Source organism: Legionella pneumophila subsp. fraseri (genome assembly GCF_000586315.1).
Lineage (GTDB): Bacteria > Pseudomonadota > Gammaproteobacteria > Legionellales > Legionellaceae > Legionella > Legionella pneumophila_B.
In genome coordinates, this window is sequence record NZ_JFIM01000002.1 from 73,838 (window position 1) to 90,383 (window position 16,546).

Here is a 16,546-nt window from a genome sequence, read left to right on the forward strand (position 1 = left end):
CCATTTTTACCTGTTCTGCTGGTTGATACATTTGAATTGTGGATTAGTCAATTAGTATATTTAGTATTTTCATATAGTCGTCGTGTTTAAGTAAACAACTTGCTATATGTTCATGAATAAATAAAGTTAATCCTGCTTGTTTCGCTTCTGGCGATTGGCCTTGTTGTATCTCTATAGCCAGACATAAAGCGGCAAGCAGAGAGGCCATATGTTCGATGATTGTTTTTATAAGCAGACTTTGCTCTTCATGATTGACTGATTTCATGGTTTTTATTGTTGCATCTAACGCATTTATTTTTTCGAAGAACAATGCCTTATGAGGATTGATATCCTGAATTTGTTCCAGAAGTTGTCGCAAATGGGTAATGAATAATTCATCAATTGCAAATTTATGCATATCTCTGAGTGTTTGCATCCATAGTGTAAAATGCGTCCCTTCCCAATTTTCACAAACGATACAGTCTCTTAACAGTCTTGGTAGCGAAGAAAAATTTTCTATGGTACCGTTTCCTGCCAATAAATCGAGACTATGATGTATATTGTCCACGGAACGTTTGGCTGTAAAGTATTTGTTGATATTCGCCAGAGTACGTAATAAGAGTTGTTGTGATTTGGCTTGTTGAGGGTCTGGAATAGTATCCAATTCATCCTGACAATGAACCATGTGAAACACACTGGCTAGCATAGCCAGGTTTTCTGATTTTATTTTAGCTAAACATTCTTTTACCAGAGGGTATTCAATAATAGGATGGTTAAATGCCAGGCGGTTTTTAGCATAATAGTAAGCAATCTGACAGGCGCGACGAGCCATCCCTAATACTGAGAAGGAATTGAATATTCTTGATAAATGCAATACATTTTCCATAACCAAATGGATTCCTTCCGCTACATCACCCATAGGGTAGGCTAGCGCCCCTTCAAAATCTATTTCTGCAGTTGCCATGGAGCGGGTACCAATTTTTTGTTTTAATCGACGAAGATAATAGTGATTAGGGTGGCCATCGTCCAGGCGACTGGGTACTAAAAACAAACCCAATCCTTTGGTTCCGGGCGTTTCCTCATCGAAACGGGCAGTCATTAAAATTAAATCAGCATTAGCGTTGGAGCAAAACCATTTTTCACCCGAAATGCGCCATTGATTTTGCTCATCCAGATAGGCACGCGTGGCGTTGGCGCCAACGTCAGAACCACCTTGAATTTCAGTTAAAAATTGGGCACCAGTAAAATTGTAACTGAAAGAAGGGTGAGTGAGTTTATCGAGATAATATGAGGTTTTCTCTAATTGGGAATAACGACTTAAAACACGTATTACTCCCGCAGAACAGGCAATAGGGCAGTTGTGTCCTGCCTCCCCGGCATGCGATGAGAGCAGAAACAGGCTCAACGTTTTTTTCATTTGCCCTGGCTTTAGCAAATATTGCATGAGATTGGATCCATAAATAATATCGCCGGCTCGAACATAGGCAGGATGGTGGATTACCCGATCATCGCGCTGACCAATTGCATTGTATTGTTCTATTTTAGGCAAGTTGGCATCCAGGTTATTTTCCATAACGGTTGGTTCTAATTCTTCAGCTACTGCTTTGGAAAATTGACTCAATTGTTGAATAAAATCGGGCTCATCGGGAAAATGAGTTTTGTAAGTGTGCATTAAACAAGACTTTTCGAGCAGTATATTGTCTTTGAGTTGTTTATCCCATAACCTGAAATGGTCTCTTGCTGTTTCATATTCATTTTTTATGCTCATTACCCCATCCTTTGGTAATTAATAGATGCATTGATATCACAGTTTTTTAAGTTCTTGTTGTACTTAAATATTTTTACAATAAATTGTAATAGCGGTTATTAATCAATTATCCCAATCGGTTTCGCTTGTGATATATCCAGGCAGCTTCACAATAAACCTCTTGCCTAAACCTGCCTCTTTCATTAAACAAAATCATCAGGTTCTGCAAGAGGGCCTAAGAATTTCAATTTATCCTATCATGGGTTGAAATTTATCAGTGACGTCCCCGGACAAATGTTGATAAACATTCAGGGCGATTGGTTGATAAAGATAATCAAAATCAATGCCATCCATTGAAATCACTCTTAATGCAGCTTCGTTAATGCTGCGGAAGTAAATTGTTTTGGTCGGGATATCAAAAACCATACTCAGCTGGGTTGGAGAAGAAGTACCAGGTGCTTGTGTGACGACATTGAGGCCGTTGAAAGCATAAGCAATATGTTCTTCTTTAGCTATAAAGCTGGGAAGTTTTTTTAGATAATGTGCTGCTCTTACAAAACGGGAATTAGAATCATATCCACCTGGCAGAGCTTTAGAGCCACCATGGTCCTTGTATTCTTCAAGAAGAGCCAATGACGATTTATAGTCTGTATTGGTTAGTACTGGCATGGTCAAGTTGTCTTGAGTATGAATTACCAGTTTACCATCCAGGTACTCAAAAACAGCAGACTTTCCTTCAGCATCGCTCACCATCAAGTGAACGTTCATGGTTATTCCCCGGTAGGTGTCTGCAACCAGTTGATAATTCGAGCTGTCATCTATGACTTCTTGTACTGTTTGAAAATTATCTAAAATATACTGAACCCATTCAGTAGTTTTTAAAGCGGGAAGCTCAGAGTTACTGGGGTAACTTGATGAATCAAGCATCAGTATCGAAGCAGTAAGTCCTTTTTCATTCATCCCATCAGCAGATGGTCCTGCTTTAAACCGATTTCCTCCATGAAATATCACACTTCCATATTGGCTTTTCCAGATTAATGGATGCATGCTGTGGTAATCTACACTGGAAACCATCATGGCATTCCGAGGATGAATCACAAAGGCTCCTTCCCTGTATTTCCAGTCCAAATTGACTGCAACAGTTGCGGGCTTGTTTTTATTGAACACTAAGGCAGAACAGGCTTCGCTGGTTAAGGAGATAGTATTTAAAGATAAGGCAATCGATATTAGTCCTATGCGTTTAAACATTTCAAATCCTTTTGCTTATTATATTCTTGGAACAGGTTTGCTTACCCGTTCAACCCTAAAACATGGACAGCAAGATATCTTACCGCATAGTACATATACTTGTCATTTTTTGCGAAAATGCTGGTATTTTGACCTTTATAAAAATGAAATACAGCACAAGTTCTAATTCCAATAAAGTAACAATTTAAGTAGAATGTTTACTATTTTATGAATTTGGGGCGGTTATGACTGTTAAAAGACATACTATAGATTTGGCACATCTTGGCATGCGCGATTTGGATCAGGTCGGTGGTAAGAACTCTTCTCTTGGTGAAATGATTAGTCATTTGTCATCAGCAGGCGTTTCTGTGCCGGGAGGGTTTGCTACAACTGCTGATTCTTTCAGAGAATTTTTGTCCCAAAACGGCCTTGATAAGAAAATTTACGACAACTTGACTGCTCTCGATACGGATGATGTCCGCCAGCTGACAGTGGTAGGGAAGCAGATCAGGGAAATGATTATTGATACGCCATTCACTCCGGAGTTTGAACAGTCAGTTCGCTCCTCCTATCAGAAACTTGCTCAAACGATTGGCCATGATAATTTTAGTGTTGCAGTAAGATCTTCTGCTACCGCTGAAGATTTGCCGGATGCTTCTTTTGCCGGTCAACAGGAAACTTTTTTAAATGTGAAAGGAGAGGAAGCGGTATTGGCTGCAATTAAACAGGTATTTGCTTCTTTGTTTAACGACAGGGCAATAGCTTATCGTGTACATCATAATTTTGCTCATAACGAAGTGGCTTTATCTGCTGGTATTCAACAAATGATTCGTAGTGATTTGGCGGTAAGTGGCGTTATGTTTACTATGGATACTGAATCTGGTTTCGATCAAGTGGTATTTATCACTTCATCTTATGGTTTAGGTGAAATGGTTGTTCAGGGCGCTGTCAATCCAGATGAATTTTATGTCCATAAACCATGTCTTGAAGCCGGTAAACCAGCAATCATTCGTCGAAATCTGGGCAGCAAGGCGTTAAAGATGGTTTATTGCGATGACCCCTCTCTTGAAAGGCGTGTTAAAACAGTCGATGTAGACCCCGCTGAACGATTATTGTTTTCCTTATCCAAAGAAGAAGTCGAGCAATTAGCGAATCAGGCACTTATTATTGAAAAGCATTATGGCCGTCCCATGGATATTGAATGGGCGAAAGATGGGGTCAATGGTAAATTGTACATCCTGCAAGCTCGTCCAGAGACTGTAAAAAGCCGGGATAACAAACAAGTGCTCGAACGGTATACCATGCAAAAGAGAGGTGACATATTGGCTGAAGGCCGCAGTATAGGTCAAAGAATCGGTCAGGGTAAGGCAAAGGTTATTAAAGATATTAATGAAATGCACAGGGTTCAACCTGGCGATGTTTTGATATCCGATATGACCGATCCGGATTGGGAACCTGTCATGAAGCGTGCGTCTGCAATCGTTACCAATCGTGGAGGCAGAACTTGTCACGCAGCCATTATTGCTCGTGAATTGGGGATCCCTGCAGTTGTTGGATGTGGTGATGCAACAAAAACAATTAAAGATGGTGATGAAGTGACTGTAAGCTGTGCAGAAGGCGATACAGGGTTTGTCTATTCTGGTCTGTTGCCCTATGAGCAAGAACGTCTTGATGTAGAAACCATGCCCGAATTACCCATGAAAGTGATGTTGAATGTTGGAAACCCTGAAAGAGCCTTTGCATTTCAATCAATACCTAATTCCGGAGTGGGTTTGGCCCGTCTTGAGTTTTTGATTTCCAACACGATAGGTATTCATCCTAAAGCGCTTCTCGAATTTGATACTTTAAAGGATGAGGAGCTTAAGCGATACATTAAAGAAAAGACAGTAGCGTATGATTCACCCGTTGAATATTACATTGAAAGGTTAAAAGAGGGTATAGCGACTATTGCAGCCGCTTTTTATCCCAAACCTGTGATAGTCAGGCTTTCAGATTTTAAATCGAATGAATACGCCAATCTTGTTGGTGGCTCATTGTATGAACCTCATGAAGAAAATCCTATGCTTGGTTTTCGTGGCGCCTCTCGTTATGTTTCTTCAAGTTTTTCTGAGTGTTTTGCTCTTGAATGCAAAGCAGTAAGACGAGTCAGGGAGGAAATGGGCTTAGATAATGTTGAGGTCATGATTCCTTTTGTCCGAACAGTTTCTGAAGCCAGTAATGTCATCGAAGTATTAAAAAAACATGGTCTGGAAAGAGGAAAATGCGGGTTAAGAGTGATTATGATGTGCGAGTTACCTTCCAATGCCTTGTTAGCCAGTGAATTTTTGCAGTATTTTGATGGTTTTTCCATAGGATCGAATGATTTAACTCAATTGACTTTAGGATTAGACAGGGATTCAGGTTTGGTGGCTTCACAATTTGATGAGCGCAACGATGCTGTGAAAGCTTTATTGCATATGGCTATTTCAGCTTGTAAAAAGGAAGGCAAGTATATAGGTATTTGCGGCCAAGGTCCTTCAGATCACCAGGATTTTGCCCAATGGCTGATGAAGGAAGGAATTGAGAGCGTTTCTCTAAACCCTGACTCTGTTTTACAAACATGTTTGTTTTTAGCCAAACAATCGATGAATTGATGAACCAAAGTGTGCTGGCAATTCAGTTTGAAATTGTTAGGCTGTCGGTGCATTAGGAACTTACTGAGGCATTCCTATGATTTTGAAATGCAGCAGATTGCTTTGGAAGATGAGTTTTTTTGATCAATACAATTATTTTGGCTGTTAGTAATAGAACTACTTGTGATGGTATGGTGTTGCAATTCAAAATTCCCTTGCATTTGGGAGTAAGCAGCTTATTAAGCTTATAGGATAAAGCGGTATGAGTAATTCAAAATGGTGGTTTCTTTTAGTCTTTTTCATTCCTGCTATTACTTTTGCATCTGAGGGGGGAGAGCATTCAGATCCAGTCACCTCTGTTCTTCTGGGTGTCACTACTATTTTATTTTTAGCTATTGTTGGTCGTTATTTAGCCAGGCTCCTTAATCAACCTGGCGTTCTTGGTGAATTACTGATAGGGATGATAGTTGGGAATCTCTCTTACTTTTTCGGAAGTGAATTAGTGGTAATTCTTCGCGAAGGGTCTGCCATTTATGATGTTGTCAAAGAAATGTTAGCAGGAATTTCTTTAAATCAGGCGGTAACTGATGTTATCCATAATTCCTATTATGCTAACCAGGTCATTCATGCCTTAAGTGGGGCAGAGGGAACGGAATATCTTAAGATTGCCTATGTTGTTGATATTTTTTCACGTTATGGCGTCATATTTCTTCTGTTTATGGTTGGGCTTGAGACGTCTCTTTCTGATTTAAAGAAAACTGGCAAAGAATCCATTCTCGTTGCGGTGATCGGTATCGTTGCGCCAATGATTTTAGGATTTGCAGTGGCTTGTTTTATCATACCCAACTCAAATTACAAGATTAATTTATTTATCGGTGCTACCTTGAGTGCGACCAGTATTGGTATTACAGCAAGTGTTCTTAAAGAGATGAATAAACTGAGTACACGAGAAGCAAGAACAATTCTTGGCGCGGCTACTTTGGATGATATTTTAGGCCTGATTATTTTGGCGGTAGTCAGCAGTATCGTTATTAGTGGTGCTGTAAGCATCATGGTGGTAATGAAGATTATCATTTTAGCGCTGCTATTTTTTATTGGTACCTTGTTTATAGGGCCTTTTATACTTCGTAAGGCAGTCGATTTATTTCGTTTTCTGGAGCCTTGGGAGTCCAAATTATTTATCTCATTCCTTTTTATTATGGCATTAGCCTGGTTGGCTTCATTTATACAGTTGGCGGCTATAATTGGTGCTTTTGCTGCGGGTGTCATTTTGCACGACGACTATTTTGGAGAGCAAAAAGACCATCATAAAGATCATCGCAGTATTCATCATTTGGTATCTCCCTTGGAAACTATATTGGCTCCTATGTTTTTTACTCTCATTGGGATACAGGTTAAGTTAGAAACTTTTTATGATTGGAATGTCATTGTTTTAGCGGGAGGCTTATCAGTAGCGGCTATTCTTGGCAAGCTGCTTAGTGGCTTAGGCGCTAATCGACGGGATGATAGGCTGCTCATTGGTATAGGAATGCTGCCTCGTGGAGAGGTAGGTTTGGTTTTTGCTTCTATTGGCAGAACTATAGGCGTAATAAGTGATAATCTGTTTACCGCAATTGTATTGATGATCATGATCACAACCTTTATTGCGCCACCTTTATTAAAGATGCGATATGCCAGACCAAAAGAGGATAGGAATGCATGAATAATGTTTTATCGCAAGTTACATTTGATGTAAAACGTGCTCTGCAAGAGGACGTGGGCAACGGTGATGTTACTGCGGCTTTGTTGCCTCAGCAGCTGATTGTAGAAGCAGAAATTATATCAAGAGAACCTATGCTTGTTTGTGGGCAGCCCTGGGTAAATGAGGTTTTTAAGCAAGTTGATAATACAGTTGAAATGGAGTGGCGGGTTTCTGAAGGAGATTTTTTAAGCACGCCGGCTACTTTATGTATTATTCATGGTACTGCCAGTAGTATTTTAACGGCAGAGCGTACTGCGTTAAATTTTTTGCAAACCCTTTCAGCTACTGCAACACAAACTTATCACTATGTTCAGAAATTAAAAGGTACCAAGGCAAAGCTGTTAGACACACGCAAAACAATTCCAGGACTTCGGTTAGCGCAAAAATACGCTGTCCATTGTGGTGGTGGGTTAAATCATCGTATGGGACTTTATGATGCGTTTCTAATCAAAGAAAATCATATCAAAGCCTGTGGTTCAGTTGCTCATGCTATCAATCTGGCAAGGAAAACCGATAAACACTTACTGGTTGAGATTGAAGTGGAAACCCTTGAGGAGTTGCAAGAGGCTTTGGATGCTCACCCTGACAGGATATTATTGGATAATTTTACTCAAGATATGCTTGAGCAAGCAGTCAAAATGAATCATCCCAAGTACTGTGAATTGGAAGCTTCTGGCGGCATTAATATCAATAATATTGCAGACATTGCTCAAACCGGAGTGGATTTTATTTCAGTTGGATCCATCACCAAATCAATTCAAGCAATTGATTTGAGCTTATTGATTAGGGAAACATTATGAGCCCAAGTATTGTTTTTACCGGGGGAGGTACTGCCGGACATGTAACGCCTAATATCGCTTTGATTAAGGAATTTCGAAAAGAAGGCTGGAATGTAGAATATATCGGCTCTGTTTCCGGAATTGAAAAGGAGATGATTGAGCCGCTGGACATTCCTTTTCATGGAGTCAGTAGTGGTAAATTGCGCAGGTATTTTAGTTTGAAGAACTTGCTTGATCCTTTCAAAATTGTTCTGGGAATTATTCAATCTTCTTTGCTATTTTATAAAATCAAACCCGATGTGGTTTTTTCAAAAGGTGGCTTTGTAGCCTTTCCTGTGGTTGTAGGCGCCTGGTTAAATCGAATTCCTGTTGTCGCTCATGAGTCTGATATGAGTCCGGGACTTGCGAATCGCCTATCCTTTCCTTTCGTCAATAAAATATGCCTTACTTTTGATGCTGGCAAAAAATACTTTAAGCGTCAGGATAAAATAGAAGTGACGGGTACTCCAATTCGTCAACAGCTATTAACTGGAAATCGAATGAAAGGATTGGAGTTATGCGGATTTAATTCCTCCAAACCTTGCCTGCTTGTAGTGGGAGGAAGCTTAGGGGCTGGTTCAATTAACAGTTGTATTCGAAGCGCATTGAAACAATTGACAACAGAATTTCAAGTTATTCATCTTTGTGGCAAAGGAAAACTTGATTCTTCGTTGGTTGGCGTGGAGGGATATTGCCAATTTGAATACGCCAATGAAGAGTTGGCTGATCTGTTCGCTGCTTCTTCTGTGGTGATTTCTCGAGCAGGAGCTAATTCTTTGTATGAAATATTAGCATTAGGAAAACCACATATCTTAATTCCAATCTCTTCGCAAGTAAGCAGAGGAGATCAAATTCAGAATGCAAGGTACTTCCAGGGATTGGGAATAAGCGTTGTGATTCAGGACGAGTTATTGAAAGCTGATGTTCTATTACAGGCAGTACAGGAAGTAATGCGAAAAAAAGATGAAATAGATAATAAAATCAAAGCATTAAAAATTGAGTCTGCCACTGATAAGATTGTGGCAATTATCAAGGAGCAAGCACATGTTCAAACCCCAAGGATTGTATGATTACATATGCCAACAGTGGCAAGAAGAGATATTGCCAAGTTTATGTGACTACATAAAAATCCCTAATAAATCTCCTCACTTTGATGCAAAATGGGAAGAACATGGTTATATGGAGCAGGCAGTTAATCACATTGCCAATTGGTGTAAGTCGCATGCTCCCAAAGGAATGACGCTGGAAATTGTTCGCCTGAAAAATAGGACTCCATTACTATTTATGGAAATTCCAGGCCAAATTGATGACACTGTGTTGCTTTATGGGCACTTGGATAAGCAACCTGAGATGTCAGGCTGGAGTGACGATTTACATCCATGGAAACCGGTATTGAAAAATGGATTGTTATACGGAAGAGGAGGGGCAGATGATGGATATTCTGCTTATGCATCACTTACGGCTATTCGCGCATTGGAACAGCAAGGTTTGCCATATCCTCGTTGTATATTAATCATCGAGGCGTGTGAGGAAAGTGGCAGTTACGATTTGCCTTTTTATATTGAGTTGCTAAAAGAGCGTATTGGTAAACCATCATTGGTTATTTGTCTTGATTCCGGAGCAGGTAATTATGAGCAGTTATGGATGACTACGTCATTACGCGGTAATTTGGTTGGTAAGTTAACTGTTGAATTAATTAATGAGGGGGTTCATTCGGGGAGTGCCAGTGGTATAGTGGCAGACAGTTTCAGAGTAGCTCGGCAATTGATCAGCAGGATAGAGGACGAAAACACCGGAGAGATAAAATTACCTCAGTTGTATTGTGATATTCCTGATGAGAGAATAAAACAAGCGAAACAATGTGCGGAAATTCTAGGTGAGCAAGTTTATAGCGAATTCCCATGGATAGATTCTGCCAAACCCGTTATTCAAGACAAACAGCAATTAATATTAAACAGAACATGGCGACCTGCCTTGACGGTGACTGGTGCAGATGGGTTTCCAGCGATAGCTGATGCAGGGAACGTAATGCGCCCTGTTACGTCTTTGAAATTATCCATGCGTCTTCCACCACTGGTTGATCCGGAAGCAGCGTCTTTTGCCATGGAAAAAGCCCTGACCCAAAACCCTCCCTACAATGCAAAGGTTGATTTTAAAATACAAAATGGGGGTTCCAAGGGATGGAATGCTCCTTTGCTTTCTGATTGGTTAGCGAAAGCGGCATCTGAAGCATCAATGACTTATTATGATAAACCTGCTGCCTACATGGGAGAAGGGGGCACCATTCCATTTATGAGTATGCTAGGCGAGCAATTTCCCAAAGCACAATTTATGATAACTGGTGTTTTAGGCCCCCATTCCAATGCCCATGGCCCGAACGAGTTCCTGCATTTGGACATGGTAAAAAAACTCACCTCATGTGTCTCGTACGTTCTTTATAGTTTTTCACAGAAAAAATAATTTGAAATTGGCTAGACTCTTGTTTGAAAAATTGAGATACTCGCTCGCGGCTCTGGAACGAGCCGTATAGTCCAACAATTAGGAGAAATTTATGAAAGCAAGACTCATTGCTATTTTGTTATCAATTATTGTTATCCCTTTCTCTTCTCAAGCTGAGAACGAGCCTCAAAAAACTCCAGCTAAACAAGTCCTTGTTAAGGGCAAGATTAATCTTAATACAGCGGATGTGCATTCTTTAACAGGCTCTTTTAAAGGGATAGGAAAAAAACGGGCTGAAGCTATTATTGCTTATAGAGAGAATCATCAAGGGTTTAAATCTCTGGAAGAGCTTGCGGAAGTCAAGGGTATAGGGCAGCGTTTTGTAGATAAAAATAGAGAAAAACTGAAAGAAATTTTCGTTATTAATTAATTCACATGCAATATAAAACGTAAATCATGTTTTATAAAGCAAATGAGATTGATCCCATATGAAAGCATTGCTTTTACTATGGGATCCGGTTAAAAGCAGTTGTCTGGTGTATAAAATTCTTATGCAGCAACTGTCGATTTTTATCCAAATATAGGATAAAGTAGCAATCAAAAAAACAACGGGGTAGTACTGCGTATGTTCAGGAAATTAAGAGGCGTGTTTTCTAGCGATTTGTCAATCGATTTGGGAACAGCTAATACATTGATTTACGTAAGAGATAAGGGGATTGTTCTCAATGAACCTTCTGTAGTGGCATTGCGTAATGAATCAGGCCAGAAGCGTGTCGCCGCTGTTGGTCTTGAAGCCAAACGCATGTTGGGAAGAACCCCTGGAAATATTAATGCGATAAGACCCATGAAAGATGGGGTTATTGCTGACTTTTTTGTCACCGAGAAAATGCTGCAGCACTTTATACACAAAGTGCATGAAAATAAATTTTTACGACCCAGTCCACGAGTTTTGGTCTGTGTTCCTTGTGGTTCTACACAAGTGGAACGCAGAGCAATTCGTGAATCTGCAATGGGTGCTGGTGCTCGAGAAGTTTTCCTTATTGAAGAGCCTATGGCTGCGGCATTAGGTTCCGGAATGCCTGTTGAGGAAGCCAGTGGTTCAATGGTGGTTGATATAGGCGGTGGTACCACAGAAGTCGCGATTATTTCACTAAGTGGAATCGTTTATCATCAATCAGTACGTATTGGTGGCGATAAATTTGATGACGCAATCGTATCCTACGTACGCCGTAATTATGGTACTCTCATCGGAGAAACAACTGCTGAACGCATTAAGCATGAAATTGGTTCGGCTTTCCCAAGCCGGGATTTATTTGAGATCGAGGTACGGGGTAGAAATCTTGCGGAAGGTGTACCACGTAGCTTTACTTTAACAAGCGCTGAAATCCTGGAAGCACTACAGGAACCTCTATCAGGGATAGTTGGTGCGGTTCGAGCTGCTTTGGAGCTTGCTCCGCCTGAGTTGGCTGCAGATATTGCTGAAAGAGGTATGGTTTTAACAGGCGGAGGCGCTCTGTTGAAAAATATAGACACCTTGTTGATGGAAGAAACTGGATTACCCGTATTAATAGCTGAAGATCCATTAACCTGCGTTGCGCGTGGTGGTGGTAAGGCTTTAGAAACCATGGATTTGCGCGGCGGTGATTTCCTCTCAACAGAATAATAAACACAATAGATTATTTGCCAAGGGCGGACACAGTTCTCTAGGATTTGTGTTTGCCCTTGTTTTTTCTATTCTTCTGATGTTTTCTGATTATAATTATCGATACCTGGATTTTGTTCGCAGCGGTTTTTCACTAATAGTTTCCCCCTTGCAATATGCAGTAGATTATCCTGTTCGAGTCATAGGCTGGGTTCAGTCATTGGTTAGCGCCAAAAAGGCACTGATAGATGAAAATATGCGTTTAAAATACAAGCAAACAATGTTGGAAGCTGAATTGCAAAAATTAATCGTTATCCAAAGGGAAAATTCGCAATTAAAAGAATTATTATTGACTTCATCCAAGGCTGATATGAGAGTCATGGCTGCCCAGATACTTGCTGTTGATACAAGCCAGGCAAGGCAGGTTGTCGTCTTAAACAAGGGCACACGTGATGGTGTCTACGTGGGACAACCAGTGCTGGATGCCAAGGGAGTGATGGGGCAGGTTATTGATGTAGGACCGATGACAAGTACTTTATTGCTGATTTCAGATTCAAAGAGTGCTGTGCCAGTAAGAAATAATCGAACCGGAGAGCGCGCAATTCTTGTAGGTACCAATGATATTGAAGAGCTATCTTTGATTAATTTACCGAAAACGTCTTCTATTCACCCAGGTGATGTGCTAGTAACGTCCGGTTTAGGCAGAAGATATCCTGAGGGTTACCCTGTGGGCCGTGTTGAGGAAGTTAAGAGTATTCCCGGTGAAGATTTTGTCAAAGTCACAGTGAGTCCTGTTGCATTATTGAATCGCAACAGGTTGGTGTTATTGATTTGGCCTGATAGTGAACAAGAAGAGTTAACTGCTCAAATTAATGAGCGATTGAATGCTGAGGAGACTACAGCATGAGTGCGCTTCATATTCGTTTAGGATTGGGGTTTGTCGCGGCGCTTGCTTTATCAATACTGCCGATGCCTGAGTTAATCTCAATTTTTCGACCTCCTTGGGTGTTATTATTAGTTTTGTATATTGAATATTATTTACCAGGTAAATTTAAACTAACCGCTCTGTTGATAGCTGGCTTATTACTGGATGTACTCTTATCAACCGTGATCGGTGAGCATTCATTCGCATTGCTATTGGTAACCTGGATAGCGTCAACTAAATCCAGGCGAGTTCAGTTTTTCTCGCTAATCCAGCAAGTTTGCCTGGTAGGGTTCTTTTGTTTTCTATATCAATCGATTATTTTATTTATTGATGCTCTGTTAGGGTTTAATTATAACCTGGTAATGCCTGTGACAAGTGCCATTTTGGGGATGATTATTTGGCCCTGGATCCGAGTTTTGGGTGATTCTTCTTTGTTGATTCGCTCTGTTTATCGTTAATCAGGTTGATGAGCTTATATTCCCCAGGCTTAAGTTCATCTAACTGCCAATCACCAATCCGGTGTCTGATTAAACGTAAAGTAGGAAAACCAATAGCGGCAGTCATTTTTCTTATTTGATGATTTTTTCCTTCTCTTAAAATAATTTCCAGCCAGGTGGTTGGTATATTTTTCCTTTCTCTTATTGGTGGAATTCGTGGCCAGATTTTTGGTTCTGAAATCAACTTGGCTTCGGCGGGTAAAAAAGTAATGTCTTTGATTACCAGGCCTTTTCTTAAAGGTTGTAGATCTTTGTCTGTGGGGACCCCCTCGACTTGAACCCAGTAATGTTTCTTCTTTTCAAATTTAGGATGGCTTAACCGGTGTTGTAGTTTTCCATCGTCAGTTAAGATAAGCAAACCTTCACTTTGTTTGTCCAGACGTCCAGCCGCATAAAAACCTGGAAATGTAATAAATGCCGAGAGAGTTTGTTCGGGTAATTCGCCAGTAAATTGAGTCAGGATTCCATAAGGTTTATTAAAAAGTATTAATTGTGGCATTTTGTGATTGCTTTGATAGTGGAAATTAATGATAAATTTTTTGGTTATTGACAGCAACCGCTTTATTGCATCATTTAGCCGTTTCCTGTTGATTGTAATTTAAACCAAGATTGATTTTTTATGGCCAATCACTATACAATTACACAATTTTATTCGTTACGGTGACTCTTATTCATGAAATGGGTATTGGTTGTTATGGCAATTATCGCTCAAACAAGTTGTGCAGTGAATCATAGAGTTATGGTCGGGGATGAGCCTGTAATAATTCAACAAACCAAAGGTCAAGGCAAGACCTTTGTTCATGTACACCACAATGAACAAACTGCATTAAAAGCTGCAAAAGCTGTCATTAGAAAAGAGGGTGGAAGTCTGATTACGCTTATTCATTCCGGCGGTCGAAATATAGTATTCCACTTAAATAACCAACGTTATGAATTTGACCCCAACCGCATTTTTACTGATAAAGGGATCAAAAAAACTTTGGCACAATACAGTTACTATACTCCTGAAGCGCATCAGGAAGTGAAGAAACTTGCAGACAAAATTAAGGCCTTACTACCAGAGGGTAAAGTAATCGCTGTTCATAATAACTCATCCTATTCCTTAAAAGATTATTTACCAGGACATGAACTTGCCAAGGATGCAAAAGCTTTATATATGAATCCTGACAATTATTTTAGAAACTTTTATCTGGTCACTAAATTAAGTGATTATTTACGTTTAAAAATGCAGGGTTTTAATGGTGTTTTGCAAAAACCTTCGGCTACAGATGATGGATCTTTATCAGTCTATCTCGCTAAGCGTGATTATATTAACGTTGAAGCCGGTTACGATCAGTTGGCAGAACAAATTAAGATGTTGCTTCATGCCTAGTTCCAATCTGAGCTAACTTAGCTAAAAATAATTAATAGTCGTAATTGATATTTGGGAAACCTGATTATCACATGCTATCATTAATTTCTCTAAATTTATGGAGTCGTCAATGACATACGATAAAATCAAAGTGCCTGCTCAAGGCGAAGCTATTACTGTTGCTGCTGACCTTTCACTTCGTGTTCCTGATAATCCAATTATTCCTTTTATTGAGGGTGATGGTATTGGAGTTGATGTAACACCTCCCATGATCCGTGTTGTTGATGCTGCAGTTCAAAAAGCATATGGCAACAAGAGAAAAATTGCCTGGATGGAAGTTTATGCTGGGGAAAAGGCTACTAAGGTTTATGGTGGCGATCAGTGGCTTCCCAAAGAGACTCTGGATGCCATGAAAAAATACGTGGTTTCAATTAAAGGCCCTTTAACTACCCCCGTTGGTGGTGGTATACGTTCATTGAATGTGGCTATTCGCCAGGACATGGATCTCTATGTTTGTTTACGTCCAATTCGTTATTTTAATGGTGTTCCAAGTCCAGTCCGGGAACCATGGAAAACCGATATGGTTATTTTCAGGGAAAATTCTGAAGATATTTATGCTGGTATTGAGTGGCAGGCAGATACTCCAGAAGCTAAAAAAGTGATTCAATTTTTAACTCAGGAAATGGGTGTCAAGAAAATTCGATTCCCTGAGCATTGTGGTATTGGTGTAAAGCCTGTTTCCAAAGAAGGTACTACTCGACTTGTCAAAGCGGCAATTCAGTATGCTATAGACAATGACCGCAGTACAGTGACTTTGGTACACAAAGGCAATATCATGAAGTTTACTGAAGGGGCTTTTAAAGATTGGGGGTATCAGGTTGCCCGTGACTCTTTTGGTGCAAAAGAATACCAGGGTGGGCCATGGTTGGAATTTAAGAATCCTAAAACCGGTAAGCAGATTATCATTAATGATGTGATCGCGGATGCCTTTTTGCAACAAATCCTGTTAAGACCCGAAGACTATAGTGTCATTGCTACATTAAATTTGAATGGTGATTATATTTCTGATGCGTTGGCTGCTCAGGTTGGTGGAATAGGTATAGCACCTGGAGCGAACATTAGTGATCAAATGGCTGTGTTTGAAGCAACTCACGGAACAGCGCCTAAATACGCTGGTCAGAATAAAGTGAACCCTGGTTCTATTATTCTTTCGGCTGAAATGATGTTACGTCATATGGGGTGGTATGAAGCGGCTGATTTGATTATCAGAGGTATGGAAGGCGCGATAGAAGCGAAAACTGTAACTTATGATTTTGAACGTGGCATGCAAGGAGCAACGTTAGTAAGCAGCTCTGGTTTTGCAGACGCCATGATTAAGCATATGTAAACCGAGGAATTATCACATGTTCTTTCTGAACAATGCATATTGACCATTCAGTGTCTATAGCTTTACTGAGTGTCAATATGTTGTTCATGAAAGACTGGGATTATCCTTTCAAGATTATTGGTAGTATCTTTAACCATTAGGTTTATCAATCTTACGAGTTCATGGGAATTGAGTAGAAACT

At 40.1% G+C, this 16,546-nt stretch carries 14 protein-coding genes; 11 read left to right on the top strand and 3 right to left on the bottom strand.

Annotation, left to right across the window (positions count from 1 at the left end; genetic code table 11):
• Positions 1–43: 43 nt before the first annotated feature.
• Positions 44–1,747, bottom strand: a complete 1,704-nt coding sequence (locus CC34_RS0102870) for an acyl-CoA dehydrogenase family protein (protein WP_028377910.1) — start codon at positions 1,745–1,747, stop codon at positions 44–46.
• Between the two features lie 228 nt (positions 1,748–1,975).
• Positions 1,976–2,974, bottom strand: a complete 999-nt coding sequence (locus tag CC34_RS0102875; protein WP_011214996.1) for a linear amide C-N hydrolase — start codon at positions 2,972–2,974, stop codon at positions 1,976–1,978.
• Between the two features lie 224 nt (positions 2,975–3,198).
• Here CC34_RS0102875 and ppsA point away from each other — a divergent pair, with 224 nt between their 5' ends.
• From ppsA to mreD, 9 genes are all read left to right on the top strand, one after another.
• A complete protein-coding gene (ppsA, locus tag CC34_RS0102880) occupies positions 3,199–5,586 on the top strand; it encodes a phosphoenolpyruvate synthase (RefSeq protein ID WP_028377911.1) in 2,388 nt (795 codons plus the stop codon).
• A 241-nt stretch (positions 5,587–5,827) separates the two neighbouring features.
• Positions 5,828–7,267 carry a cation:proton antiporter gene (locus tag CC34_RS0102885; protein WP_027225214.1) on the top strand — a complete coding sequence of 480 codons (1,440 nt, stop codon included), beginning with the start codon at positions 5,828–5,830 and terminating at the stop codon, positions 7,265–7,267.
• Entirely contained in the window at positions 7,264–8,106 is an 843-nt protein-coding gene (gene nadC / locus CC34_RS0102890) for a carboxylating nicotinate-nucleotide diphosphorylase (RefSeq protein ID WP_014841212.1), read from the top strand. Before CC34_RS0102885 ends, nadC begins: the two co-directional genes overlap by 4 nt.
• Entirely contained in the window at positions 8,103–9,194 is a 1,092-nt protein-coding gene (locus CC34_RS0102895) for an undecaprenyldiphospho-muramoylpentapeptide beta-N-acetylglucosaminyltransferase (RefSeq protein WP_027225213.1), read from the top strand. Before nadC ends, CC34_RS0102895 begins: the two co-directional genes overlap by 4 nt.
• On the top strand, positions 9,169–10,584 hold the full coding sequence (locus tag CC34_RS0102900; protein WP_027225212.1) for a M20 family metallopeptidase: 1,416 nt from the start codon (positions 9,169–9,171) through the stop codon (positions 10,582–10,584). The genes CC34_RS0102895 and CC34_RS0102900 overlap by 26 nt, the downstream gene beginning before the upstream one ends.
• Positions 10,585–10,675: 91 nt before the next feature.
• Complete coding sequence (locus tag CC34_RS0102905; protein ID WP_011215002.1) at positions 10,676–10,993, top strand: ComEA family DNA-binding protein; 318 nt, start codon at positions 10,676–10,678, stop codon at positions 10,991–10,993.
• A gap of 195 nt (positions 10,994–11,188) precedes the next feature.
• Complete coding sequence (locus CC34_RS0102910) at positions 11,189–12,226, top strand: rod shape-determining protein (RefSeq protein WP_011213320.1); 1,038 nt, start codon at positions 11,189–11,191, stop codon at positions 12,224–12,226.
• On the top strand, positions 12,204–13,112 hold the full coding sequence (gene mreC / locus CC34_RS0102915) for a rod shape-determining protein MreC (protein WP_028377912.1): 909 nt from the start codon (positions 12,204–12,206) through the stop codon (positions 13,110–13,112). The genes CC34_RS0102910 and mreC overlap by 23 nt, the downstream gene beginning before the upstream one ends.
• Positions 13,109–13,588 carry a rod shape-determining protein MreD gene (gene mreD / locus CC34_RS0102920; protein ID WP_028377913.1) on the top strand — a complete coding sequence of 160 codons (480 nt, stop codon included), beginning with the start codon at positions 13,109–13,111 and terminating at the stop codon, positions 13,586–13,588. The genes mreC and mreD overlap by 4 nt, the downstream gene beginning before the upstream one ends.
• On the opposite strand, the gene CC34_RS0102925 is transcribed toward mreD, so the two are convergent.
• Positions 13,524–14,126: a pseudouridine synthase gene (locus CC34_RS0102925; protein WP_028377914.1), complete on the bottom strand. Its 603-nt coding sequence runs from the start codon at positions 14,124–14,126 to the stop codon at positions 13,524–13,526. The genes mreD and CC34_RS0102925 overlap by 65 nt on opposite strands.
• 174 nt (positions 14,127–14,300) lie before the next feature.
• Here CC34_RS0102925 and CC34_RS0102930 point away from each other — a divergent pair, with 174 nt between their 5' ends.
• A complete protein-coding gene (locus CC34_RS0102930; protein WP_028377915.1) occupies positions 14,301–14,999 on the top strand; it encodes a hypothetical protein in 699 nt (232 codons plus the stop codon).
• 97 nt (positions 15,000–15,096) lie between these two features.
• Entirely contained in the window at positions 15,097–16,365 is a 1,269-nt protein-coding gene (gene icd / locus CC34_RS0102935; protein ID WP_202622759.1) for an NADP-dependent isocitrate dehydrogenase, read from the top strand.
• Positions 16,366–16,546: the final 181 nt, after the last annotated feature.